This window comes from Crossiella sp. NPDC003009 (genome assembly GCF_053591555.1).
In genome coordinates this window covers 15,832-38,735 of sequence record NZ_JBSFUA010000022.1, presented here as the reverse complement: position 1 = coordinate 38,735, position 22,904 = coordinate 15,832, and the positions used below count along the sequence as shown (strand labels likewise).

Here is a 22,904-nt window from a genome sequence, read left to right as displayed (position 1 = left end):
TCCGCCCGCTTTTCCCCTATCCGGGCACGGTCTCGCCGCGCCGCACGTGCAGGCTCCTGGGCAGTCCGCTGATCTTCCAGTCCCGGTACGCGCGACCGTCCACGGCCACCGCCAGGGTGTACGGCCCAGCGCCGCTGGTGTCGATCAAGGTCGGCGTCCGCCCATCGGGTGAGATGAGCGCGCGCGGGAACAACGGGGTGGCCAGCAGGAGTTCCGCGCTGCCCGGGGTGCGCGGGAACAGGCCGAGCGCGCCGAAGACGTACCAGGCGGACATGGTGCCGAGGTCGTCGTTGCCGGGCAGCCCGGCAGGCCCGGTGCGGTAGACGGTGTCCATCAGCCGCCGCACGGTCTCCTGGGTCCGCCAAGGCTGACCGAGCTCGTTGTACAGCCAGGGCGCGTGGATGCCGGGCTCGTTCGCGGGGTCGTAGCGCAGCGGCCCGCCCCCGCCGAGGAAGAACTCGTCCAGCCGCCGTATCGCGTTCTCCTTGCCACCCATGGCTTCGGCCAGCCCGCTGACGTCCTGCGGCACCATCCACACATAGGTCGCGGCACTGCCCTGGGCGAACCCCTGCTGACTCGCCGGGTCGAACGGCATGAGCCAGGAACCATCCAGCCTGCGCGCCTGGATGTGCCCGGTAGCGGGGTTGAACACGTTGCGCCAGTACGCCCCCCGCTGCCGCAGCTCAGCGGACTCCTTGCCCAGCCCCAGTTCCGCCGCCCACCGGCCAAGCGCGTCATCGGCGACCGAGGCCTCCAGGGTCTCCGCCGCGCCACCCCAGCAGTGGCAGACGTCGTGCGCGCTGTACCGGGACTGAAGATATTGACCCAGGTTCGGCCGCTGCCCGACACACTGCCCAGGGCAGCCCGCGTCCAGCAACCCTTCCGGCCGGGGCACGGTGGCCTGCCGGTACAGCGAGTCGAACGCGCCCGCGACGTCGAAGTTCCGCACCCCCATGGCGTGGAAGGTGGCCAGGGTGGCCGCGGACGGGTCGCCGGTCATCACGTGGGTGGCGCCGTTGACGTGCACCCACCGGTCCCAGACCCCGTCGTTCTGCCGCGCGTAGTTGAGCAGCGACTGCGCGAAGTCCCCGGCCAGCCCCGGTTTCAGCAACGCCAGCAGCTGGATCTGCGCCCGGTACTGGTCCCACCCGGAAAAGTTCCCGTACTGCGCACCCTGCCCCGCCCCGGCCCGGTGCACCCGCCGGTCCATGCCGAGATAGCGACCGTCCACATCGGACACCAGGTTGGGCTGCTGCAAGGCGTGGTACAGCGCGGTGTAGAACACGGTCCGCTGCTCGGCACTGCCCCCCGCGACCCGAACCCGCCCCAGCTCCCGGTCCCAGGCCCGGAACCCCTCCCGCGCCACCCGCGCCACGGTGTCCGAACGCCGGATCTCCTGCCGCAGGTTCCCCTCCGCGCCAGCAAGGTCCACATAGGACATACCGATCCGCATCCGCACCGCACTCCCCGGCGCGAAGCTGACGTACCCACCGGAGCCGCGCCCGGCCCGCTCCGCCCCGGTGGCATAGCCCTCCCCACCGCTGACGCCGGTCCCTCCGGGCGTGAGCGTGCCGTCCCGCCACACCCCGGTGCCGGTCACCGGCTGGTCGAACTCAGCGGTGAAGTGCAGCCGGTAGTAGCTCTTGCGGTTGTGCACCCCGCCGTTGGCCCGCCGCCCGCAGAACGCCCCGGTCAGCACCGACCCGGTGACCCGCCGTGCGGTGGGGTCGATCCGGATGTCGGCGTCCTCGCTGCCGTTGAGCGAGTTGGAGGTGCGGAACAGCAGGTTCGCGGGCTTCCCGGCGGGAAAGCCGAACTCGGCGATCCCGGCCCGCTCGGTCACCGCGAGATCCACCCGCGCCCCGGAAGCCAGCCCCACCGAGTAGCGTCCCGGCCGTGCGAGCTCGTCCTCGTGCGAGAAGTCACTGGCGTACACCGCATCCGTGACATCCGCACTCGGCGAGCTGAGCACCTCGCCCACGTGCGGCATGATCGGCACATCCCCCGCCGCGCCAGGATTGCACCCGGCCCCGTTGACGTGGGTCAGTGAGAACCCCCGCACCCGGGTGACGTCGTAGGAATACCCGTTCGCCGCCCCGGTCCCGGTCTGATCGCCACGCGTGCTCGTTGGACTCCACGCGATCATCCCGAACGGCCGCTGCGCGCCGGGAAAGGTGTTCCCGTCTCGCGCCGACCCGATCAGCGGATCAACGAACCCCGCGGGCTCGCCCACCCACTGCTCCCGGGCCTCGGCCACACCCCCGGCCACCAGAACCCCAACCAGCCCAACCCCGACCACCCGCCACCACACCACCCCGCGACCCTGGCACGCCCCACGCGATCGGCCCCCAAACCTGTCCGAATTCGGCCAACACACGCGCAGAACGGCAACCAAGCCCGCCGAAGTGGATGGCGAGCGGCCCGGCAACCAGCCCGCGGCCGGGCGAGCGATGTGCGGGCCAGGCGAGCCGCGTCCGGCCGGGCAGCCAGCTCGCGGGCCAGGTGAGCGGTGGCCGGGCGGAGCGGCGTGTTCGCGAATTCGGGCTATGGCTCAGGTTTCGTGGTCCGGTGACGGATTGTCATGACAGCAGAACGCGTGTGCGGAGTAGCCGGAATCCGGCGCGGCCGAACATCTGGCGTTTCAACATCTTGATCCAGTTGACGTGGCCTTCGACAGCGCCGGAGTTCCACGGCAGGGTGAGCCCGGCGGTGACGGCGGGCAGGTCTCGGTGGAGGCCAGCGGCGAAGTTGTGCAGTCTGGGCAGGTTGTCGGCTTGAACATCAGCGAGCCACTGCGGAAGGCGCTCGCCTCGCAGATGGACAAGCATGTCCGCGAAGGCACGGACGTGGCGGGTGAGGGCGTCGAGTTCCGGGCAGTGGGCGAGCACGGATTTGAGGGTGAGGCGGTGTGGTTCGTCGAGGTCGTCTGGAGGAGTGGCAATCCATCCGGCGACCGCGCGTGCTGACGGTGGTCGAGTGCCGACTGGTTGTGGTGTGGTGCGCATGGGGCGGATGTAGGCGCTGACTGCGCCATAGCCGCCGGTGTAGCCCTGGGCGGTGATCTCCTTCCATAACGCCCAGACGTTGGTGAAGCCGCTTGTCCAGCGTTGGTGCAGATAGGGTTTGTAGTTGTCCAGTTCGGTGGGTCGGTTCTGCCACTGGCCGGTGAACAGCGCCGCCGGGGTGGCGGCGCGGGCGTAGCGGGCGACGGTTTTGCCGCCCATACGCAGTTGTCGGGCAACAGCCCGTTGACTGTGCCCGGCAGCGAGCAGCTCGTGCACCGCGGCGTGGGCGGCACGGATACGATCTGCGAACCGATGACCGGTGGGCCATGGGGTGCCGGGATGCTCGTCCTCAGTGTTGGTCGCGGGCGTGTCCGCCGCGGCCGGGGTTTCGGCCGTGGCGGTGCGGATGCAGGCAGAATGCCCGGACATGCAGCGTTCGACGGTCTGGATCAGGTTGTGCCAGAGGTGCCATCGGTCGGCGACCTGAATGGCCTGCGGCGCACCGGTTGTGGCGCCGTCGATGTAGGTCGGGCCGCGGTCCCGGCAGACGCCGTCACGGTCTCGGCTTGCCGGTCGGGCAACAGGTCCAGCGGCCTGTGAGTCTCCGCATCGATGACCACGGTTCCGTAGACGTGTCCCTTGCACAGGGCGTAGTCGTCGATGCCGACCGCTACCGGGGCCGGTGGTGACGGGTCTGGCAGAGCACAGACCAGCCGTAACAGTGTGCTGCGGCTGGCCCGGACGCCGATGACACCGCACATCCGGGCACCCGCGCGTCCGGCCAATGCGAGGCCGATCTTCTCCAGAGTCGAGCGCAGCCGCTCCGACCAGCGGCCATGCCGCCGTGTCACACCAGGAATCTGTTCCACGAACGTCCGCTTCGGACACTCCGCATCCGCACACACGAAACGCCGAGCCCGTAAAACAAGCATCGTGCGCCGGCCAGTCGACGGAAGGTCGGTCAACGACCGCGAGTACCGACCATGCACCCGCGCCGACCACGTTCCCCACGCTGGACAGTCCGCGCCAGCGGCGTCGGAGCGAATGGTCACGCGTAACTCCCCAGGCTCGGCCTGGAGATCGGTCACCACCACATTGGTCAAACCCAGCAACGACGTCCCCGCACACGAGTCATGCTCACAACACACGACCGAACGATGTCGATCACGCTGCTAAGCCGATGTGATCTTGGTGCGGCACACGTTGCCATGCGTTACCGGACCACAAACCTGAGCCAGATCCGCATCAGGCGGACAAAACCAACCCGAGCCACATCACCGCGGCGGAGGACCGACGTGACGAGGCCAGCGCCTACTGGGACACCCCCTTCGTGGCCCTGGAACTATGACCGATTGGCCGCCCCGTGTGCGCTACTGGGCACGGCCGGACATCGCCTACCTGCCGATCACCGATCTGGAGCCGCTGCCGTACGCGCTGGTGTGGCGGAGGGAGGCGGAGAGCGAGCCCATCCGGGCGCTGGCCGGGATCATCCGTGACCTGGGCCCTCTCCCAGCTCGTGATGTCGTCCGTCACCCTCGGGTGGGATCTGATGCCAAGCGGGCCGGGTGTTGCCTGGCTGTACGCCACTTCGCGCTGTCCCCGATGGGCAGGTGAGTGGCGGCGTCGCAGTCGTAGAAGCCGACCCGGACAATTACGAGAGATCGAAGGGGGCGGGGAAGTGGCCTTCCCAGATCTGGCGGGATGCCTGTTCGGGGTAGGGCAGAGTCTTCGACTCGGTGTCCAGGACGCGGGTGAGGTGCCCGCCGGGCCGGTGAGCGGACCAGCCCGCGTCGCCGGTGGTGACGAAGCGGACCCATGCCTCCTGGAGTTCGCGGGAGAGCGCGACGGCCTCGGGAGTGGGCTCCTCGCCGATGAGCTGGGTGCCGACGGGGCTGTCCAGCGTGCCGAACGCCAGGGGCACGTCGAGGCTGTGGCAGGCGCCCAGGACGCCGCCGAGGACCGGGGCAACCCAGCACAGTTCGAACAGGTACGAGGTGCCGCCGGCTGCGGCGTTCGCCTCGGCCAGCTTCTGTGACGGCATGCGGAAGAGAGCGTCGGAGTACACTGTCTCCACCAGCTCCTCCGGGCCCGCCTGCGGGAACGCGGCACGGTAGGCCCGCGCGCCGTCCGGCTGCGGGGCGAGCAGTTCCAGGGCTGCGTGGGCGTCCTCCTCGGTGAAGGTGCCGTACCGTCCGCTCATGACGCTGAAGTACCGGAATTCGTCCCGGGCGTGGCCGACGAGCAGTTCGGTCCCGCTCGCGCGCGCGCCGGTCAGCGCGGGCCAAGGCGTTTCCGGGAGGACCTCGCCGTCGACGACGGGGCACAGCGCGGTGCCGGCCTCCGTGAGGCGTCCCCAGCTCTCCCGGTGCGCGTGGAGGCCGGCGTTGAAGGAGGTGAGCTCGGCGGCCAGGTGCCATGGGTCGATGTCGCGCAGGGCCTCGGCGGTGGGGGCCGCCGCGCCGAGCCGGTCCGCGAACGCGGCGGTGACCTGCCGTGCCAGCGCGGGGGTGCTGTGCAGCCCCGGCACCGAATGGGCGATGGCCCGCCGGAACAGGCCGCGCGCGGACTTCATCGTCAGCAGGGCGGCGACCGAGCCCGCCCCGGCGGACACCCCGCCCACGGTGACCCGGCCTGGGTCGCCTCCGAAGGCGGCGATGTTGCGCTGCACCCACTCCAGCGCCGCGATCTGGTCGAGGAATCCGCGGTTGGGCGGCACGCCGTCGAGGAACGCGAATCCCTCCGCGCCCACGCGGCAGTTGATGGTCACCACGACGACTCCCGCCTCGGCCAGCGCTGCCGGGTCGAACATCGGGTCGCTCGACGCCGCCGAGAGGTAGCCGCCCACGGGGATCCACACCAGCACCGGCAGTCCCGCCGCGCCGGGATCCGGAGTGCCGACGTTGAGCGTCAGCCAGTCGGTGCCCTGCGGGGGCACGTCGATCGGCAGGGACAGCGGCACCACGGGGCCGAACTCGACCGCCTGCCTCGTCCCCTCCCAGCGGTGCGGCGGCGCGGGCGCGGCGAAGCGGAGCGCTCCGACCGGGGGCTGGGCGTAGGGGATGCCGCGGAACACCGCGTGCCCCTGCCGCCGGCGCCCCTGCACCACGCCTTCCGTGGTCCGTACCTTTGGCTGTTCGGACATGACGATTCCTTCCCTCGAGTGAACCCCAGGATTACGGGTCAAGTGTATTATGTCAACTGTATTGGAACAGTCCTGGGGTACGAGGGAGGGGCCGGCGATGCCGAAACAGGTGGATCACCGCGGACGCCGCGAAGCGATCGCCCGCGCACTGTGGCGGGTGGTGGAGCAGCGCGGCGTCACACAGCTGACGATGCGCGTGGTGGCACAGGAGGCGGGCATGTCACTCGGGCAGCTGCAGCACTACTTCGCCTCCCGGACCGCCATGCTCTCCTTCGCCATGGATTTCGCGTCCGAGCAGACCTCGGTGCGCGTACACCAGGGACTCGAAAAACTCGGTGACCGTCCGCACCCCCGTGACGTGCTGCGACTGACGCTCGCGGAAATGCTCCCCCTGCATGCCGACGCCCGCGCGACCAGCCGGATGAGCGCCGCCTACGTCCTGGAGGCGCTGCACGACGAGTCCGTGCACGAGCAGGCGCGCCGCGGCCTCGTCCAAGGGCGGGCCGTCGTCGAGCAGTTGGTCCGCCAGGCGATCGCCGACGGGCACATCGACTCCGGCCGCGACCCGGCGACCGAGACCAACCTGCTCCTCGCCCTCACCGGCTTCACCTCCCTGATCGAACTCGACGTGATCGAGCCCCAGGACGCGCTCGCCGCGATCGACGTGCATCTGGACCGGCTGTTCAGGAGTACGTGACCTGCCCCGGACACGGGGGCAGGTGGGGACAAGATCAGCTCTAGGCCGGCCGCTCCCCGGCCTCGGATCAAGATGCTCTAGCGCCAGATGTTCGGCCGCGCCGGATTCCACCTGCTCCGCAACGAACCCTCCTGGCGTGGCAATGGCAATCTGTTGCCGGACCACAAAACTTGAGCCAGAGCGCGAATTCGGCCAACACTTCGCGAACACGGGGTCGGCGAAAACCGGCGATAGACTGGATACCGGGGGGCCGAGGGCCGTCCTTGAGCCTGCTTGGGGCGGCGTGGTGGCGGATGTGGCGGTGGCGCGGGCCGGCCGGGCCGCGGGTTTGGGCTGGTCGGTCGGGGTGGTGGTGAACCTGGCGCTCGGGGTGGCCGCGTACTTCCCGCTGTTGTTCACCCGCATGTTCTTCTCCGCGATCGCCTACCGGCTGGGTGATTTCTCCGCGTACCCGGCGCGCGACGGCATCGACATCCCGATCATGATGGCCGGGGTCTGCTGGCTGCTGTTCCTGCCGCTGTGGTTCCTGGCCAACCGGTTCATCACCCGCTGGGCCGCGGTGCCGAGGCGACCGTACTGGCTGGTCGCGGCGCTGCTGCCCGGTGTGCTGTTCCTCGCGGACGCGGTGTTCGCGCTGCACCTGCTCCAGCGGGTGTTCTGAGAAACCAGCCGTTCGCCGCCCGGATCGGCCGATCGGCTGAGCAGCTCGAGCGCCGCCGCGGTCAGGGTGGGCGCATGCAGATCAAGAAACTGTTCGGCCCCCTGCTGGCCGGGCTGGTGCTGCTCCCGCTGGCGCCCGGGGTCGCCGCGGCGAGCCCCTTGCAATGGCGGCCCTGCAAGGAGATCGCGCACCGCTGGTCGCCCAGCGACGACCGCACCGAGTGCGCGATGGTCACCGTGCCGGTCGACTACGCCAAGCCCGGCGGGCGCGGCTTCGGTATCGCGATCAGCCGGATCAAGGCCAGTGGCCGCCGCGACGGGGTCGTGCTGTTCAACCCGGGCGGTCCCGGTGGGTCCGGTATGAGCATGCCGGGCTCGGTGCTGCGGTCGAAGGCCGCCGGCATCGGCGTGCACCACGACCTGATCGGTTTCGCGCCCCGCGGGGTCGCCTACAGCGAGGCGGTGACCTGCGCGGATGACCGGACCCAGCCGGATCCCGGGTTGTCGCCGAAGGAGCGGGCGCGTTTTGTGGCTGAGCGGGACGGCCGCAACCACCAGCGGTGTGTTGCGGCCGATCCCGAGTTCATGCGCAATCTTTCCACTGCCAACATCGCGCGGGACATGGACCGGATCCGGCTGGCCCTGGGTGAGCGCAAGATCGGCTACTACGGCATCTCCTGGGGCACCGCGCTGGGCGCGCAGTACCGCACGCTGTTCGACCAGCACGTGGACAAGATGCTGCTCGACTCGGTGATGGCGCCCACCCTGGACTTGATCGAGATGGACCGCGGTCAAATGACCGCGCGGGAGAACACCTTCCACGAGTTCGCCGCCTGGATCGCCCGCAACAACGACGTCTACCGCTTCGGCGCGACCGGGCCCGCGGTGAGCAAGGCGCTGCTGGACCTGCGCGCCCGGCAGACCAGCGAGCTCGATGTCTTCGACGACCTGATCACCCCCGCCCGCCGGGACTGGGCCGAGTCCGCCCGGCGGCTGGCCGGACTGCGTGACGGCGCCCAGCGCGAGCCGGCCGCACCGCCGAGGGAGCAGACCATGCTGGGCTGGGACAGCGAGCAGGTCGGCTTCAGCCCGTTCCAGCAGACCTCGGTGCTGTGCAACGACTCCGCCGGCACCCGCGACTTCGAGGAGATCTGGCGCAGCCGCCAGGAACTGGTCGCGAAACTCCCGGTCTCCGGTGGCTACGGCAAGTACGACGACCGCTGCGTCGGCTGGCCGCTGCCTGCGACGCCGTGGCAGTTCGCCGGCGGCACCAGTCCGCTGCAGCTGGTCGGGCACTCGCACGAGGAGATCACCCCGATCGAGTGGTCCCGGGCCATGCGGGAACGAATCGGCGGTGCCTTGCTCACGGTCGAGGACGACCGGCACGGTTCGCTGCTGGACCTGCCGTGCGCGGCCAAGGCGGTTGAGTTCTTCGACACCGGCAAGACCTCTGACGAGTCCTGCGCGGGTGCGCCGATCCCGCCCGCGCGTGGCTGATCAGCCCTGGACCCGCTTCATGATCTTCTCCAGCTCGGCCACCGTCCACGCCTCGATGGGCTCGGCGGTGATGCCCAGCTCGGCGAGGGCTCGTGCGCCGGGTGAGTCCTGTTCGGCCAGCACGCCCAGCAGGATGTGTTCGGTGCCGATGTAGTTGTGACCGAGGCGTAGCGCGGTGCGGCCGGTCAGTTCGAGCACCTTCACCGCGGCCGGGGTGAACGGGACCTGCACGGTCATCTCCGCCACCGGTTCCGGCAGCAGCGGGGTGACCGCGTCCCGGACCTGGTCCAGGGTGACGCCCTGGGCCAGGATCGCCTTGGCCGCCAAGCCTTCCGACTGGTCCAGCAGGCCGAGGATCAGGTGTTCCGGGGTGCCCTTGCCGCTGCGCGCCTCGCGGGCCACGTCCTGCGCGGCGACCACCACCTGGCGAGCGCGGTCGGTGAACCGGCTGAACAGGGTGAGGTCCAGGGTCTCGCCGCCTTCCTTGGGCACGAACCGCTTCTGCGCGGCCTGTTTGGTGACACCCATGCTGCGGCCGATCTCGGTCCAGGACGCGCCGTTGCGGCGGGCCTGGTCCACGAAGTGGCCGATCAGGTGGTCGGCGAGTTCGCCGAGGCGTTCGCCGAGCACCACGGCGTCCTCCAGCTGGTGCAGGGCGTCGTGGTCGGGGTCCTGGTTGCGCAGGACCGACATGCGCCGTATGGCGGCGATGAGCTCGTCAAGTCGGGGTGCGTTGTCCATGCCGTCAACTCTAGGTTGACGCAGTGATCGCCGTCAACCCCGGGTTGACGTATCTAGCTACTGGCAAGATGGCCTGGTGGCTCAGGGAGGCGTATCCGGCCTGGTGACCGGCGCGGTCTTCAACACCGTTGAGCGGCAGCAGCTGTCGCTGGCGGGTTCGATTCCCGTCCGCCTCCGCCACCCGGGGCTCCGATGACCGATCCGCGCAGCCACCTCCCGCGCACCGGCACACCGCCAGCCGACCCGCGCAGGCACATCCCCCGCACCGACGCCCTGCTGGCCGACCCGCGCCTTGCCTCGGCTGCCGCCACCCTCGGCCGCGACACGGTCAAGGCCGCCATCACTCGCGCCCAATCCCTCGCCCGTTCCGGTGAAATCGCCCCCGCCCAGGTGGCCGCGCACGCGCTGGCCGCGCTGCCCGCGGGTGCCAGCAGCCTGCGCCCGGTGCTCAACGCCACCGGCGTCCTGGTGCACACCAACCTCGGCCGCGCCCCGCTCTCCCCCGCCGCCGTGGCCGCCCTCGCCGCGGCCGCCGGGCCGACCGACGTGGAGTTCGACCTGGCCACCGGAGCCCGCGCCCGCCGGGGCCGGGACGCGCTGGCCGCGCTCGCCGAGGCGGTGCCGGCGGCCGGTGGTGTGCACGTGGTCAACAACAACGCCGCCGCCCTGCTGCTGTGCGCGCTGGCCATGGCCGCCGGACGGGAGATGGTGATCAGCCGCGGCGAGCTGGTGGAGATCGGCGACGGCTTCCGCATCCCGGACCTGTTGCGCAGCACCGGCGCCCGCCTGCACGAGGTCGGCGCGACGAACCGGGTGCACCTGCGCGACTACGCCGAGGCGGTCGGCCAGGACACCGGCTTCATCCTCAAGGTGCACCCGTCCAACTTCCAGGTCACCGGCTTTACGTCCACTGTGGACACTGCCGAGCTGGCCGGTCTCGGGGTGCCGGTGGTGGTGGACATCGGTTCCGGCCTGCTGCACCCGCATCCGCTGCTGCCGGCGGAACCGGATGCCACCACGGCGTTGCGCGCGGGCGCGACCCTGGTCACGGCGAGCGGGGACAAGCTGCTCGGCGGGCCGCAGGCCGGACTGCTGCTCGGTGAGGCGGACCTGGTCGAGCGGCTGCGGCGGCATCCAGCGGCCCGCGCGCTGCGGGTGGACAAGCTCACCCTGGCCGCGCTGGAGGCGACCCTGCGCGGACCGGAAACCCCGGTGGCGCAGGCACTTTCCGCTGACCAGGCCGATCTGCTGGCCCGCGCCGAGCAGCTCGCGGCCGCACTGGCCGGGTCCGGTGTGGACGCAGTGGCGGTCCAGAGCGTCGCCGCGGTCGGCGGTGGTGGCGCGCCGGGGGTGCCGCTGCCGAGTGCCGCGGTCAGCCTGCCCGAGCACTACGCCGCCGCCCTGCGCGCGCTGGCCGTGGTCGGCCGGGTGGAACGGGGACGCTGCCTGCTCGACCTGCGCACCGTTGCCCCGCACCAGGATGAGCGGCTGCGCGCGGCGGTGCTGGCGGTGCCGCGCTGATGCGGGTGGTGGCCACCGCCGGGCACGTCGACCACGGCAAGTCCACCCTGGTCCGCCTGCTCACCGGGATGGAACCGGACCGCTGGGCCGAGGAACGCCGCCGCGGCCTGACCATCGACCTCGGTTTCGCCTGGACCACGCTGTCCGGTCAGGAGATCGCCTTCGTCGATGTGCCGGGACACCACCGGTTCGTGCCCAACATGCTCGCCGGGATCGGGCCGGTGCCGGCGGTGCTGTTCGTGGTGGCCGCGGACGAGGGCTGGAAACCCCAGTCCGCCGAACACCTGGCCGCGATCCGCGCGCTCGGCGTCCGGCACCTGCTGCTGGTCATCACCCGCGCCGACCTCGCTGACCCGGAAACCACGCTGCGCCAAGCGAAACAGCATCTGGGCGAGGTTCCGCACGTGGTGTTCAGCGCGACCACCGGGCAGGGACTGGACGAGCTGCGGGCCGCGATCCTCGCGCTGACCGACCGGTTGCCGGCACCCGAGCCCGCGGCGGATGTGCGGCTGTGGCTGGACCGCTCGTTCACCGTGGGCGGCGCGGGCACGGTGGTCACCGGGACACTCAGCGCGGGCACCATCGCCAAGGGCGAGGAGCTCCAGCTCGCCTCCACCGGGCAGCTGCTCCGGGTGCGCGGCCTGCACACCCTGGGCCGCCAGTGCGACACCGTGCACGCGGTGGCGCGGGTCGCGGTCAACTTGCGCGGGGTCGACCGGGCCGAGCTGGTGCGCGGGGACGCGCTGCTCACCCCCGGCCGCTGGCGCACCGCGACCGTCGTGGACGTCCTGGTTGAGGCCGAACTGCCGGGGGAACTGGTGGCGCACCTGGGATCGGCCGCGGTGCCCGTGCGGATCCGTCCACTGGGGACGGTCGGGGCCCGGCTGCGGCTGGCCCGGCCCCTGCCGCTGCGGATCGGGGATCGGCTACTGCTGCGCGATCCCGGCCGGGGCGAGGTGCTGGGCGGGGCGGAGGTCATCGATCTTGACCCGCGCCCACTGCGCCGGGGCGGGAGCGCGACCAGGGCGGCCGAGCTGACCACTGATCCGCTGGCGATCCAGCTGCGCACCAAGGGTTTCGCTCGGACCGCCGAGCTGCGGGCCGCTGGGTTGCGTGCGCCGGAACCGGTATTCGCGGACTGGCACGCCGATCCGGAGCATTGGGCCGCGCTTGTTCGGCGCGCGCCCGGGGAGGTCGAGTTATGGCGGCAGGCGCACCCGCTGGAACCGGGGATGCCCGCCGAGGCACTGCGGCAGCGGCTGGACCTGCCCGAGGTGGCGCTGGTCGAGCCGCTGGCGAACGCGGCGGGGCTGGCGGTGTCGGCGGGGCGGGTTGGTGGCGCGGTGCTGCCCGCGCGGATCGAGCAGGCGCTGGGCGCGCTCGCGGCGGACCTGGCCGGGAACCCGTTCGCCGCACCGGATTCGGCCAGGCTGGCCGAGTTGGGGCTGGGTGGCAAGGAGTTGGCGGCGGCGGTGCGGGCCGGGCGGCTGCTGCGGGTCGCCGAGGGTGTGGTGCTGTTACCCGAGGCGGTGACTCAAGCCACGAAAGTGCTGGCCAGGCTCGCTGGTCCGTTCACGGTGAGTCAGGCCCGGCAGGCACTGGGCACCAGCCGCCGGGTAGCGGTGCCGCTGCTGGAACTGCTGGACCGGCGCGGGATCACCGAGCGGCTGGCGGACTCGTCCCGCCGCCTGCGCTGAACACCGGAGCCAGCCAGCCGATCGCGGCGAGCAGGAGGCTCGCGGCCAGGGTGGGCAGCAGCCAGCCTTCCGGCAGCGGCGGCGCAAACGTGGTCACCAGGGTTGCGGCGGCGGCGAGGACCGCGCGCGCCACCGTCGCCCAGGTGGCCGGGGAGCGGGAGTTGAAGCAGCCGCAGGGTGTGCCCGGCCTGGTGCGCACCAAGATGCCCAGGTATGTAGCGAAGGCCAGGTAGAGGGCAGTCTGTGGCAGCAGCAGGGCGCGCGGGACGGAGGGCAGCAGCACGGTGACGGTGGTGAGGGCCGCGACCAGAAGTTCCGTGATCGGCGTGAGCAAGGCCACCGGGCGGTGCAGGGCCGGTGGCAGCAGGCGTTGCGCACGGAGCGTGCCCAGGAAAAGCAGACGTTCGCGCAGGTGGCTGAGTCCGGCTACCAACAGGAGCAGTGCGGCGCCGAGCGAACAGGCGTTGAGCACGGCGGAGAACACTCGATGAGGTTAGCCGGACACCCGAATGATGGCTGTTGATCGTCTCTTCGGCCGTGTTTCATGAACCAGCCCTGGCGAGAGGAAAGGTGATGGCGACCCAGCAGTTGACGCTGACCGCGCCCAGCGGGCGCCGGGTGAGCGTCACGCTGCCCGCGCACACCCCGGTGTCCAGTGTGGCCGCGGGTGTCCGGTTCGCCGGTGGCGTGCACGGCACCGGCTTCCAGATCGGGTCACGCGGCTACCACGAGTTCGCGGTCACCCGGGTCGCGCCGATGCGGCAGCGGGAGCGGTTCCTGGTGCACGGCAGGGAGGTCGTGGTCGCCGAGGCCACCGACGGGCAGTCCTCGCTGGCCACCCTGTTCGGGGTCTACCACGAGCTGATGACCGTCTACTCCGGACCCGCGCCGCACCGGGACGCGGTGTTCGCGCTGTTCAACTCCTTGCGGGTGCACGACACCGTGGCCGGGATGGTGGTGCGGCCGCACTCGGCGACCATGCTGGAGCTGATGAGCGAGCAGCTCATCCTGGCCGTCCGGGACCACGGCTCGCTGTCCATTCCCGGTCCGCGCCAGGCCGCCGCGCTCACCCCGCGCTTCGCCGGGGCGCGCACCCGGCACGGCGAGGTGTGGAAAACCCCTTATCCTGGCGCGGAAGGGTCGTCGCGGGCCAGCGAGCACGCGTTTGTGCTGGGCTGCCCGGCTGGCACCGCCGAGGTGCACCTGTGTGACACCGGCGCGACCACCGAACGGCAACGGCTGGACTGGCTGAACGAGATCAACGTGGTCTGGCACAAGGCGAACTGAGACGGATATGTCACCGGAAATGGCCTTCAACATCATCACCTGGGTGGCGATCCTGGTGCTGTTCCTCGGACTCGCCGCGGTGCTGCGGGAGATCCGCCTGCTGCGCAACGAGGTCCGGCGCAGCCCGGAGGCCTTCGCGGCCGCCCCGCCGGAGCTGCTGCTCGGCCCCCGCTTCGCCGGGCGGGGGCGGCGGATCGTGCTGGCCGCCGACTCCGGCTGTCCGCTCTGCCACGCCGTGCTGGACCGGCTGCTGGCCGTGGCGCCCGGTTCGGTGCTGCTGACGCATGAGCCGGAAGCGTTGTGGGCCAAGGTGTCCGGCCAGCTGGAGGTGGTCAGCGACGCCGAGGTGTGGCGCGCGGTCTCGCACCTGTCGCCGCCGGTGCTGATGCTGGTGGACGGCGCGGGCCGGGCCGAGCGGGTGCACCTGCCGGTGCGGGTGGCCGAGGTGGACACGGTGCTGGCCGAATGGCAGCGGATCGTGGTGCGGGGGCACGCCGATGCCGCTTGACCTCAACGACATCCCGGACACCGATCAGGCCCCCGCGGACGCGCGGCCGACCACCGCGTTGCGCGAGCTGGACTTCACCGGCAGCCGCCGCACCCTGTTCAAGGCCCTCGCGCTGGGTGCGGTCACGGTGGGCGCGAGCGCGCTGAACCTGTTCGGCGCGCGACCGGCCGGCGCGGAGGCCGGTCCGTACGCCCTGTCCGGCTGGGACCGCAACGACTGCAAGGACGCCTACCCCAACGGTTACGCCGAGGTGGGTGACACCACCGGCGCGTACGTCAACACCTACGCGGCCTGCCTGTCCGGCACTTGGCGCGGCTCGGTGTACTGCGAGAAGGGCTGGCACAAGTACGGGGCCTACAAGAACGGCGCGGTGCAGAGTCAGCACGTGCCGGTCTCCACCTCCTGCGGCACCTCCACCACCAAGAACGCGTGGAAGTGGACCACCCCGGACGGCAAGGTGTGGCGCTGTTCGGACGGCTATTCGACGTTCTGGGGTCCAGGCCAGAATGGACAGACATACCTGACGATCTGCCGGGCTCCCGTGCTGTGAGCAGGTTGCACTGGCATCCGTTGGCCGGAGCCGCCACGGTGCTCGCGCTGGCCGCCGCCGCGACGGGTCTGCCCGTGCTGGCGGGCTGGCTGGCGATGGGCGCGGCCTCGGGGTTCGCGACCAGCGGCTCCACCTGAAGCCGGAACTCGGCCCTGGTGCTGAGCTCGCCGGTCTGGCGAGGCACTCCGGCGGTGGCCTTCTGCCTGGGACTGCTGGGCGGCGGCCTGGTCACCGCGACCGTACTGGTGGTGGTCGGCTCGCTGCTGCGCGCCCCGCTGCCCGCGCCGGTGCCCTGGCTGCTGGTCGGACTGATGCTGGTCGTGGTGCTGGGCAAGGAGCTCGGCTGGCTGCGGATCCGGCTGCCGGAGAACCGGCGGCTGGTGCCGGAGACGGTGTTCCGGCTGGGGCGGCACGCCGGTCCGTTCCAGTTCGGGCTGGAGATGGGCACCGGGGCGCGCACCTATCTGCCCAGCGGGCTGCCGTACGTGGCCGCGGTCGCGGTGCTGTTCCTGGCCTCCGTGCCGGCCGCGCTGTGCGCCGGGCTGGGTTTTGGCCTGGGGCGGGCGTTGATGACCACGGCGAACCTGCGCTTCGGCGAGAGTGGGGCGTGGGACGCGGCGTGGACCCGCCACCGCCGCGTCCTCGCCCTGCTCCTCGGGCTCGCGTTCCTGCTGGCGCTGCTGGTGTTGCTGCTCAGCGATCCGACAGTCCGTATGCCCGGTACACGGTCTGGGTGACCGAGTTGCCGTCGGCGTCGGCCGCGGTGAGCCGGAGCGCGACGAAACCGTTGCCGCGCGGGTGGTTCAGCAGCGTGTGGCCGTTGGCTCCGAAGCGCAGCACCGGGCTGCGGGTCCAGGTCCGGCCTTCGTCGTAGGAGACCTCGGCGGTCAGCGCGGTGATCGGCGCGGTGGGCGCGCCAGGCTGGTGGTGCGCGGACAGGTTCAGCAGGTAGGGCGCTCCGGCGCGGGCGCGGTTGTGCTCGTCGACCTGGCCGGTGGCGCGGACGGCCAGCACCGGCAACGGTTTCCCCTCGCCCGCGTCGCGGAAGGTCCAGCTGACCTCGGCGCGGCTGCCCAGGTCGGACCAGGGCACGGTCCGGGTGGCGCTGGCGTGCACGGTGTAGCGGCCACCAGTGACGGGCACGGGGAACACGCCGGAACCAGGGGTGTCGGCCACACCCAGCTGCCGGCCGTCCCGGGAGAGCGTGGTGCGGCCGGTCATGCCGACCGGCGGTGGCTCGGTGACCAGCGCGGGATCGTTGCCGGACAACAGCGGCACGCCGAACTGGAGGCTCTCGCCGATGCGGTGCGCGCCCCAGCCGCGTTCCGGGTCGCCGAAGGCCGGGCCGAACGGGGCGCGGTTCCAGCCCGTGGTGGACCGGCCGGGGCGCAGGGTGCGCACGGACCAGTGCAGTTCGGCGTCGGACTCATCCGGCGGGCGGAGCACCAGGAGCTGCTGCCAGGTGACGTCGGGGTGCGCGGTGAAGTACTCGACCCGCTGGGCGGGCAGGGCGAGCGGGTAGGAGATCAGCATGCCGTTGGTGGTGCCGGGCACCGGGAGCCGGGCGTAGTCGGCGCGCTGGCCGGTGGCCGGGCGGCCCTGGTCGTGGTAGCGACTGTCCACTGTGGCCAGCTCGTGGTCCCGGACGCGGCGGTCCAGGGTAGCCGGGATGCGGCCGCGTTCCAGGAAGGCCAGGTGGTAGAGGTACGGGACCGGGCCGGTGGCTGGGTGTGCCGGGCCGAGGGTGGCGCGCTGGAAGTAGGCGTAGGTGTGGTCGGTGACCTGGCCGGGGGTGGCGGCGGCGAAGAGCTGCTGGCCGGGGCCGGAGGTCCAGGACAGGGTGGAGGTGCGTACGCCGGACCTCTCACCGGAGACCAGGCCGAACTCGCCGTACTGGTGCCGCGCGCCGGGCCGGTCCACGGTGGCGCGGACCGGTTTCGCGGTGGTCGCGTCCAGGGTCAGCTCGGTGTCGCGGGTCAGGCTGAGTCCGGTGCGGGACAACAGGGTCACCACGGTGGACTGCTCGGCCAGGTCCAGCGCGTTGATGTCGTAGCGGCCCTTGGGCAGCCGGAGGACCGCGGTGCCGGCGGCGTCGAAGCGGGGTCCGGTGGCCGCGCCGGTGCTGGTGTCCACGGCCTGGGCCAGGGCGGCGCTGAACTTGCCGCCACGGCTGCGGATCTTCAAGGTCAGGTGGTAGCTCTCGGGCTCCAGAACCGCGCCGAGGGCGGTGCGCACGGAGATCCCTGGCGCGGTGGCGGTGAGCCGGATGCCTTGCGGCCCGGCCGGTCCGGTGGAGCGGGCGGTGACCGCGACCTCGGCGCTGCCCCCGGCTGGCACGGTGACCTGGTTGGCGGACAAGGCAAAGGCCGGGTTCTCGTCCAGGGCCAGGTTCAGCGTGACCGGGGCCGGTCCGTCGTTGTGGTAGCGGACGGTCTTGGTGGCGGACTGCCGGTAGGGCAGGAACCCGAAGCTGACACTGCCGCTGTCCCGCACGGACTGGCTGATCGCGCGGGCCACGTCCACTCGTCCAGCGCCCTGGTCGAAGACACCGGCGGTCGGGGTGGCCGAGCTCATCAGCTGCGACTTGAGCCGGTCGACCGTCCACTGTGGATTCTGTTGCAGCAGCAGGGCGGCCGCACCGGTGACGTGCGGGGCGGCCATCGAGGTGCCGCTGGCCCTGCTGTGCCGCTCGTCGACCGGGTCGGCGTCACCGGTGGGCGTGCCGGGCACGCGGGCGGAGACGACGCCGCTGCCGGGTGCGGCGATGTCGGGTTTGACCGCGTGGTCGCCCAGGCGCGGGCCGTGGCTGGTGAACGGGCTGGGCGTGTCCTCGGCGGTGACGCTGCCGACGGCGAGCGCGGCGTCGGCCGAGGCGGGTGCGGTGACCCCGGCCAGCGGGTCCGGGGGGTCGATGCCGCGGTCATTGCCCGAGGACACCACGAACAGGGTGCCGTGCTTGGCGCTCAACGTGTTCAGCGCCCTGGACACCGGGTCAGTGCCGTCAGTGGTGTCGCCGCCGAGGCTGAGGTTGACCACCTTGGCGCGCGGGGCGATCCACTCCAGCCCGGCGATGACCATCGAGTCCGGGCAGCCGAAGGCCACGCACACCTTGCCGCTGACCAGCTTCACGTCCGGGGCGACCCCGCGGTACTCGCGGCCGGCCGAGGCGATGATCCCGGCCACGTGCGTGCCGTGCCCGAGGTCGTCGCCGCCCTGCGGCAGGGTGCCGGTGAAGTCCTGCTGGGCCAGCAGTTTTCCGGCCAGGTCGGGGTGCCCGCCGTCGACGCCGGAGTCCAGCACGCCGACGGTGACCCCGCTGCCGGTGAGCCCGCTCCGCCAGGCGGCGGCCGCACCGATCTGCCGCACGCTGGCGGCCAGGGTGGGCTGGGCGGTCCCGTCCAGCCACACCTTGCCCAGTCCGGCCGGGCGGGTGCGCACCCAGTCCCAGAACTCGGCTCCCTTGGCGCGCACGGCCGCGCCGTTGATCGCGGGCAGCGCGCGGACCGTGCGGCCGCCGACGACCCCGGCGGCGCGGGCGCCGGTGTAGGTCAGGAGGACCGGGGTGTCCCCGGCGGGCTGCCGGGCCAGGGTGGTGACGTCGAACAGGCGCGGGTCCAGGCGGCCCTCGGCCAGCAGCGGGACCGCGTCCGCCGGCACCACCCGGTGGTGGACGCCGTCCTTGCCGGTGCTGGTCTCGCGCAGGAAGCCGAGTTTCTCCCGGCCGGGCGCGGGTTCCACCAGCAGGGTGACCGTGCGGTCGGGGGCGGTGGCCAGGCGCACCCGGTCGCCGGTGACCAGGGTCACGGTCCGATTGTCCTTTGTGGCCGCCGGAATGGGCGCGGCAGGGCTGGCCGCGGCCGGTTCTCCCACCGGCAGCAGGGCGGCTACCACGACCAGCGCGGCCATTCGGACCAAGTGGACACCACCTGTTTGGCGGTCGGCATTCCAGGACACCGGCGGAGTATCACTGGGTTGGCGCAACGAGTGTAGCCACCAGGCAGGTGACGGCCTCACCCGGCTGGCGGGTTCAGCCCAGATCGCGCCGCCGCAGCCCGAGCAAACCGGTTCCGGCCAGCGCCAACGTCACCGCGGTCAGCGCCAGCAGCGGCAGTGTGGTGAACTCGCCGCCGGAAAGCACCTTCGGGATGTGGTGGAACGGCACGATCTGGTTGGCCAGCCAGTAGTCCACGCCGAGCACCGGGCCGAGCTGTTCGCCGAGCAGGTTGCACAGCAGCCACACCGACCAGGAGATCGCCGCGGCGGCCCTGGGCAGGAACCCGAAGGCCAGCACCGCGACCGCGCCGATCGTCCAGGCCGCCGGGACCTGCACCAGCGCGCCCAGCAGCACCCGGCCGAGCTGAGTCGAGTCCGAAGTGGACAGTACGTGCACGGTGCCGGCGGCCAGGCCGCCCGCCCCCAGCATCACCGCGGTGCCCAGCAGCGCGAAGGCGAGGTGGCTGAGCGCCCAGCGGATCCGGCCGACCGTGGTGGACAGGGTCAGCTCGGCCCGGCCGTCGGCCTCCTCCGTGCGCAGGCGCAGCGCCACCAGCATCGGGTACAGCGCGGCCACGCCGCCGAGGCTGAGCAAAATCAGCCACAGGTAGGTGTCGGCGATCCCGGCCTCCGGACTGGCGGCATAACGGCGGAAGAACTCCTGGATGGCCGGGCCGCCGCGACCGGCGATCTCCGGCATACCGTTGGCCACCGTCGCGGTGGCCGCCCCGGCGACCGCGAACCCGGCGGTCCAGCCGAGCAGCTGCCCACGGTGCAGCCGCCAGGCCAGGCCGAAGGCCGACCGCAGCCCCACGGCGGTCGCGGGTCCGGGCCGGATGGGCAGCACGCCGGCGCCCTGGTCGCGGCGGGAGACCAGCAAGAAGGCCAGCGCGGTCAGCGACACCGTGGCCAGCAACGGCAGCAGGAGCACGGCCCAGCGCGGGTCGCCGGTGGGTTCGAGCAGGTGGCTCCAGCCGGTCGGGCTGAGCCAGCGCAGCCACAGCAGGCCGCTGCCGTCGGCCAGGAAGCGCAGCAGGTAGGCCAGGCCGAAGCCGGTGGCGGCCAGCGCGGTGGCGGTGCGGGCGCGCGGGGTCAGCTGCGCGGTGACCGCGGCCAGCGCGCCGAACACCAGGCCGGGCGCGGCCACCGCGAGCCCGAGGGCGAACGCGTTGACAGCGGGGAATCCCATGGCAGGCAAGCCGATCGCGACCAGCGCGCCGGTGCCGAGGGCCGCGGTCCAGGTGAGCAGCAGGGCGGCGGCGAGCCCGGCGTGGCGGCCGATCGCGCCGGCCCCGAGGAGCTCGGCGCGACCGGACTCCTCCTCGGCGCGGGTGTGCCGTACGGTGATCAGGATGGCCATCAGCGAGACCAGCGCGTAGGCGATGTCGCCGATCTTCCAGGCGGTCAGCGCGGGCAGCCCGGCGCCGTGCACCTGGCCGGTGAAGGCGCTCAGCGCGGTGTTGCCGGTGACCTCGGCCAGGAACGCCTGTCGCAGCTCGGCGGTGGGGAACAGGCGCGCGTACTGGGCGGCGGTGCCCAGCACCAGCAGCGTGACCAGACCGGCCCAGGCGGGCAGCAGCAGCCGGTCGCGGCGCAGGAACAGGCGGAACAGCAGCCCAGTGCCGGTCATCGGCTCGCCTCGTAGTGCCGGCGGAACAGTTCTTCCAGGGTCGGCGGATGGCTGGCGAGCGAGCTGATCCCGGCCCCGGACAAGGCTTTCAGCACCGGGGCGAGCTGCTCGGGCTCGACCTGGCAGCGCACCCGGTTGCCGTCCACGGCCAGATCGTGCACCCCGGTCAGCGCGGGCACCGGCCCGGTCAGCTCGGCGGTGATCGAGGTGCGGGTGAGGTGCCGCAGCTCGGCCAGCGTGCCGGTCTCCACGGTGCGCCCGGCGCGGATGATGCTGACCCGGTCGCACAGCGCCTCCACCTCGGAGAGGATGTGGCTGGACAACAGGATCGTGCGCCCCCGGTCGCGTTCCTCGGCCACGCACTGCTGGAACACCGCCTCCATCAACGGGTCCAGCCCCGAGGTCGGCTCGTCCAGGATGAGCAGCTCCACGTCGGCGGCGAACGCGGCGACCAGCGCGACCTTCTGCCGGTTGCCCTTGGAGTAGGCGCGCCCGCGCACCCGGGGATCCAGCTCGAACCGGGCCAGCAGCTCGGCCCGGCGCGCGGGGTCCAGACCACCGCGCAGCCTGCCGAGCAGGTCGATCGCCTCGCCGCCAGTGAGGCCGGGCCACAGGTGCACATCGCCCGGCACGTAGGCCAGCCGCCGGTGCAGCGTGGTCGCCTCCCGCCAGGGATCGCCGCCGAGCAGCCGGGCCCGCCCCGCGTCGGCGCGGATCAGGCCGAGCAGCACCCGGATGGCCGTCGACTTGCCGGCCCCATTCGGGCCGAGGAAGCCGTGCACCTCCCCCGCCGCCACGGCGAGGTCAAGCCCGTCAAGGGCGCGGGTCCGGCCATAGCTCTTGACCAGGCCGGACACCTCGATCACTGGAGTCACACCGATGAATCTACAGAGTTTTCATAAAGTTGTGAACGTACGAAACGCGTAAAGGCGCCGGAGATCACTCGACGGTGATGTGCTCCAGCACGTCCTCCAGCACGTCCACGTCACCGATCTGGATCCACGGAGCCACAACGACATCGCCCACCGACACCAGTGGCGCGGCGTGCGCCGTGGACCCGGCGACTGAGATCAACACCAGCACTCCCCCGAGCACCATCCCGCGCATCCCCTGCCCCAATCATCCGATGAACCGGACATATCAGACTAATCAGGCATACGAGGTATGGGACAGACTGCATTCGGGGTGTTTGCCCGATCAAGCCACCTACTGTGGTGGCATGAAGCGCAGGGAACGCGGCGGGTTCTGGGTCGGACTGACCGCCACCATCTTGTACCCGGTGACGTGGCTGCTGGCCCGGCGCCGCACCGCGGGCGGCGCGATTCCCGCCGAGGGCCCGGCACTGCTGATCATGAACCACCCCTCGCACCTGGATCCGGTGCTGGACGCGGTGTTCGTGCACCAGCAGCGGCGGGTGCCGCGGTTCTTCGCCAAGCACAGCCTGTGGCGGGTGCTGGTGGTGGGCAGCGTGTTCCGGGCCACCGGCCAGATCCCGGTATACCGCGGCACCTCCGCCGCCGGGGACAGCCTGCGCGCCGGGGACACCGCCCTGGAGGAGGGCAAGGTCGTGGTGATCTATCCGGAGGGCACGCTCACCCACGACGAGGACGGCTGGCCGGTGCTCGGCCGCACCGGCGCGGCCCGGCTCGCGCTGGCGCACGACGTGCCGATCATCCCGGTCGTACGCTGGGGCACCAAGGCCATCCTGGACGCCCCGCGCAAGCGGTTCCGCCCGTTGCCGCGCAAGACGGTGGACTTCCTGATCGGCGAACCCCTCGACCTGTCCGCCTTCCGCTCCCGGCCGGTGGACCGGGAGCTGCTGCAGGAGGTCACCGACCTGATCCTGCTGCGGCTCCAGGAACTGCTGGGCACCCTGCGCGGCGAGACCCCGCCGGGCCTGCCACAGCCGGGGCAGGCCGCCTGACCGCGAGAAGTTCCGGGTTCCCTTAAGGGCAGGGTGATCCTCTCCAGCGCCG

At 71.8% G+C, this 22,904-nt stretch carries 21 protein-coding genes and 1 tRNA gene; 12 read left to right on the top strand and 10 right to left on the bottom strand.

Annotated features, from left to right (window positions below; all coding sequences use genetic code 11):
• Positions 1–16: 16 nt before the first annotated feature.
• The 4 genes from ACWDY5_RS22770 to ACWDY5_RS22755 all read right to left on the bottom strand — a co-directional run bounded on the left by ACWDY5_RS22770 (position 17) and on the right by ACWDY5_RS22755 (position 6,147).
• Positions 17–2,257 carry a GH92 family glycosyl hydrolase gene (locus ACWDY5_RS22770; RefSeq protein ID WP_449724252.1) on the bottom strand — a complete coding sequence of 747 codons (2,241 nt, stop codon included), beginning with the start codon at positions 2,255–2,257 and terminating at the stop codon, positions 17–19.
• 322 nt (positions 2,258–2,579) lie between these two features.
• Entirely contained in the window at positions 2,580–3,434 is an 855-nt protein-coding gene (locus tag ACWDY5_RS22765) for a hypothetical protein (protein WP_449724181.1), read from the bottom strand.
• A gap of 20 nt (positions 3,435–3,454) precedes the next feature.
• A complete protein-coding gene (locus tag ACWDY5_RS22760; RefSeq protein WP_449724180.1) occupies positions 3,455–4,057 on the bottom strand; it encodes a transposase family protein in 603 nt (200 codons plus the stop codon).
• A gap of 599 nt (positions 4,058–4,656) precedes the next feature.
• Positions 4,657–6,147: a carboxylesterase/lipase family protein gene (locus ACWDY5_RS22755; protein ID WP_449724179.1), complete on the bottom strand. Its 1,491-nt coding sequence runs from the start codon at positions 6,145–6,147 to the stop codon at positions 4,657–4,659.
• Positions 6,148–6,244: 97 nt separating this feature from the next.
• Between ACWDY5_RS22755 and ACWDY5_RS22750 the strand changes: the two genes are divergently transcribed.
• From ACWDY5_RS22750 to ACWDY5_RS22740, 3 genes are all read left to right on the top strand, one after another.
• Positions 6,245–6,844: a TetR/AcrR family transcriptional regulator gene (locus tag ACWDY5_RS22750; RefSeq protein ID WP_449724178.1), complete on the top strand. Its 600-nt coding sequence runs from the start codon at positions 6,245–6,247 to the stop codon at positions 6,842–6,844.
• 286 nt (positions 6,845–7,130) lie between these two features.
• Positions 7,131–7,505 (top strand): hypothetical protein, encoded by a 375-nt coding sequence (locus tag ACWDY5_RS22745; protein WP_449724177.1) that lies wholly within the window; start codon positions 7,131–7,133, stop codon positions 7,503–7,505.
• A gap of 74 nt (positions 7,506–7,579) precedes the next feature.
• A complete protein-coding gene (locus ACWDY5_RS22740; protein WP_449724176.1) occupies positions 7,580–9,001 on the top strand; it encodes an alpha/beta fold hydrolase in 1,422 nt (473 codons plus the stop codon).
• Here the strand turns inward: ACWDY5_RS22740 and ACWDY5_RS22735 are convergent, their stop codons facing one another.
• Positions 9,002–9,742, bottom strand: coding sequence for a Clp protease N-terminal domain-containing protein (locus ACWDY5_RS22735; RefSeq protein ID WP_449724175.1), 741 nt, complete (start codon positions 9,740–9,742; stop codon positions 9,002–9,004).
• Between the two features lie 85 nt (positions 9,743–9,827).
• On the opposite strand from ACWDY5_RS22735, the gene ACWDY5_RS22730 reads away from it, so the two are divergent.
• The 3 genes from ACWDY5_RS22730 to selB all read left to right on the top strand — a co-directional run bounded on the left by ACWDY5_RS22730 (position 9,828) and on the right by selB (position 12,960).
• Positions 9,828–9,922, top strand: a tRNA-Sec gene (locus tag ACWDY5_RS22730).
• Between the two features lie 12 nt (positions 9,923–9,934).
• Positions 9,935–11,263 (top strand): L-seryl-tRNA(Sec) selenium transferase, encoded by a 1,329-nt coding sequence (gene selA / locus ACWDY5_RS22725; protein ID WP_449724174.1) that lies wholly within the window; start codon positions 9,935–9,937, stop codon positions 11,261–11,263.
• Complete coding sequence (gene selB / locus ACWDY5_RS22720; protein ID WP_449724173.1) at positions 11,263–12,960, top strand: selenocysteine-specific translation elongation factor; 1,698 nt, start codon at positions 11,263–11,265, stop codon at positions 12,958–12,960. The genes selA and selB overlap by 1 nt, the downstream gene beginning before the upstream one ends.
• Here selB and ACWDY5_RS22715 read toward each other — a convergent pair.
• On the bottom strand, positions 12,920–13,444 hold the full coding sequence (locus ACWDY5_RS22715; RefSeq protein ID WP_449724172.1) for a MauE/DoxX family redox-associated membrane protein: 525 nt from the start codon (positions 13,442–13,444) through the stop codon (positions 12,920–12,922). The genes selB and ACWDY5_RS22715 overlap by 41 nt on opposite strands.
• An 89-nt stretch (positions 13,445–13,533) precedes the next feature.
• Between ACWDY5_RS22715 and ACWDY5_RS22710 the strand changes: the two genes are divergently transcribed.
• The 5 genes from ACWDY5_RS22710 to ACWDY5_RS22690 are packed head-to-tail and all read left to right on the top strand — an operon-like array spanning position 13,534 to position 16,042.
• Entirely contained in the window at positions 13,534–14,247 is a 714-nt protein-coding gene (locus tag ACWDY5_RS22710) for a hypothetical protein (protein WP_449724171.1), read from the top strand.
• Between the two features lie 19 nt (positions 14,248–14,266).
• Positions 14,267–14,755, top strand: a complete 489-nt coding sequence (locus ACWDY5_RS22705; protein ID WP_449724170.1) for a hypothetical protein — start codon at positions 14,267–14,269, stop codon at positions 14,753–14,755.
• On the top strand, positions 14,745–15,305 hold the full coding sequence (locus tag ACWDY5_RS22700; protein ID WP_449724169.1) for a hypothetical protein: 561 nt from the start codon (positions 14,745–14,747) through the stop codon (positions 15,303–15,305). Before ACWDY5_RS22705 ends, ACWDY5_RS22700 begins: the two co-directional genes overlap by 11 nt.
• Entirely contained in the window at positions 15,302–15,442 is a 141-nt protein-coding gene (locus tag ACWDY5_RS22695; RefSeq protein ID WP_449724168.1) for a hypothetical protein, read from the top strand. The genes ACWDY5_RS22700 and ACWDY5_RS22695 overlap by 4 nt, the downstream gene beginning before the upstream one ends.
• A 54-nt stretch (positions 15,443–15,496) precedes the next feature.
• A complete protein-coding gene (locus tag ACWDY5_RS22690) occupies positions 15,497–16,042 on the top strand; it encodes a hypothetical protein (RefSeq protein ID WP_449724167.1) in 546 nt (181 codons plus the stop codon).
• Here ACWDY5_RS22690 and ACWDY5_RS22685 read toward each other — a convergent pair.
• From ACWDY5_RS22685 to ACWDY5_RS22670, 4 genes are all read right to left on the bottom strand, one after another.
• Complete coding sequence (locus ACWDY5_RS22685; protein WP_449724166.1) at positions 15,999–19,211, bottom strand: S8 family peptidase; 3,213 nt, start codon at positions 19,209–19,211, stop codon at positions 15,999–16,001. The two genes, ACWDY5_RS22690 and ACWDY5_RS22685, sit on opposite strands and share 44 nt — an antisense overlap.
• 121 nt (positions 19,212–19,332) lie before the next feature.
• A complete protein-coding gene (locus ACWDY5_RS22680) occupies positions 19,333–20,928 on the bottom strand; it encodes an ABC transporter permease (protein WP_449724165.1) in 1,596 nt (531 codons plus the stop codon).
• Positions 20,925–21,803, bottom strand: a complete 879-nt coding sequence (locus ACWDY5_RS22675) for an ABC transporter ATP-binding protein (protein ID WP_449724164.1) — start codon at positions 21,801–21,803, stop codon at positions 20,925–20,927. The genes ACWDY5_RS22680 and ACWDY5_RS22675 overlap by 4 nt, the downstream gene beginning before the upstream one ends.
• Positions 21,804–21,867: 64 nt before the next feature.
• Positions 21,868–22,005 carry a hypothetical protein gene (locus ACWDY5_RS22670; RefSeq protein WP_449724163.1) on the bottom strand — a complete coding sequence of 46 codons (138 nt, stop codon included), beginning with the start codon at positions 22,003–22,005 and terminating at the stop codon, positions 21,868–21,870.
• Between the two features lie 142 nt (positions 22,006–22,147).
• Between ACWDY5_RS22670 and ACWDY5_RS22665 the strand changes: the two genes are divergently transcribed.
• The gene (locus tag ACWDY5_RS22665; RefSeq protein WP_449724162.1) at positions 22,148–22,852 is read left to right on the top strand and encodes a lysophospholipid acyltransferase family protein; all 705 of its coding nucleotides are present in this window, start codon (positions 22,148–22,150) and stop codon (positions 22,850–22,852) included.
• Positions 22,853–22,904: the final 52 nt, after the last annotated feature.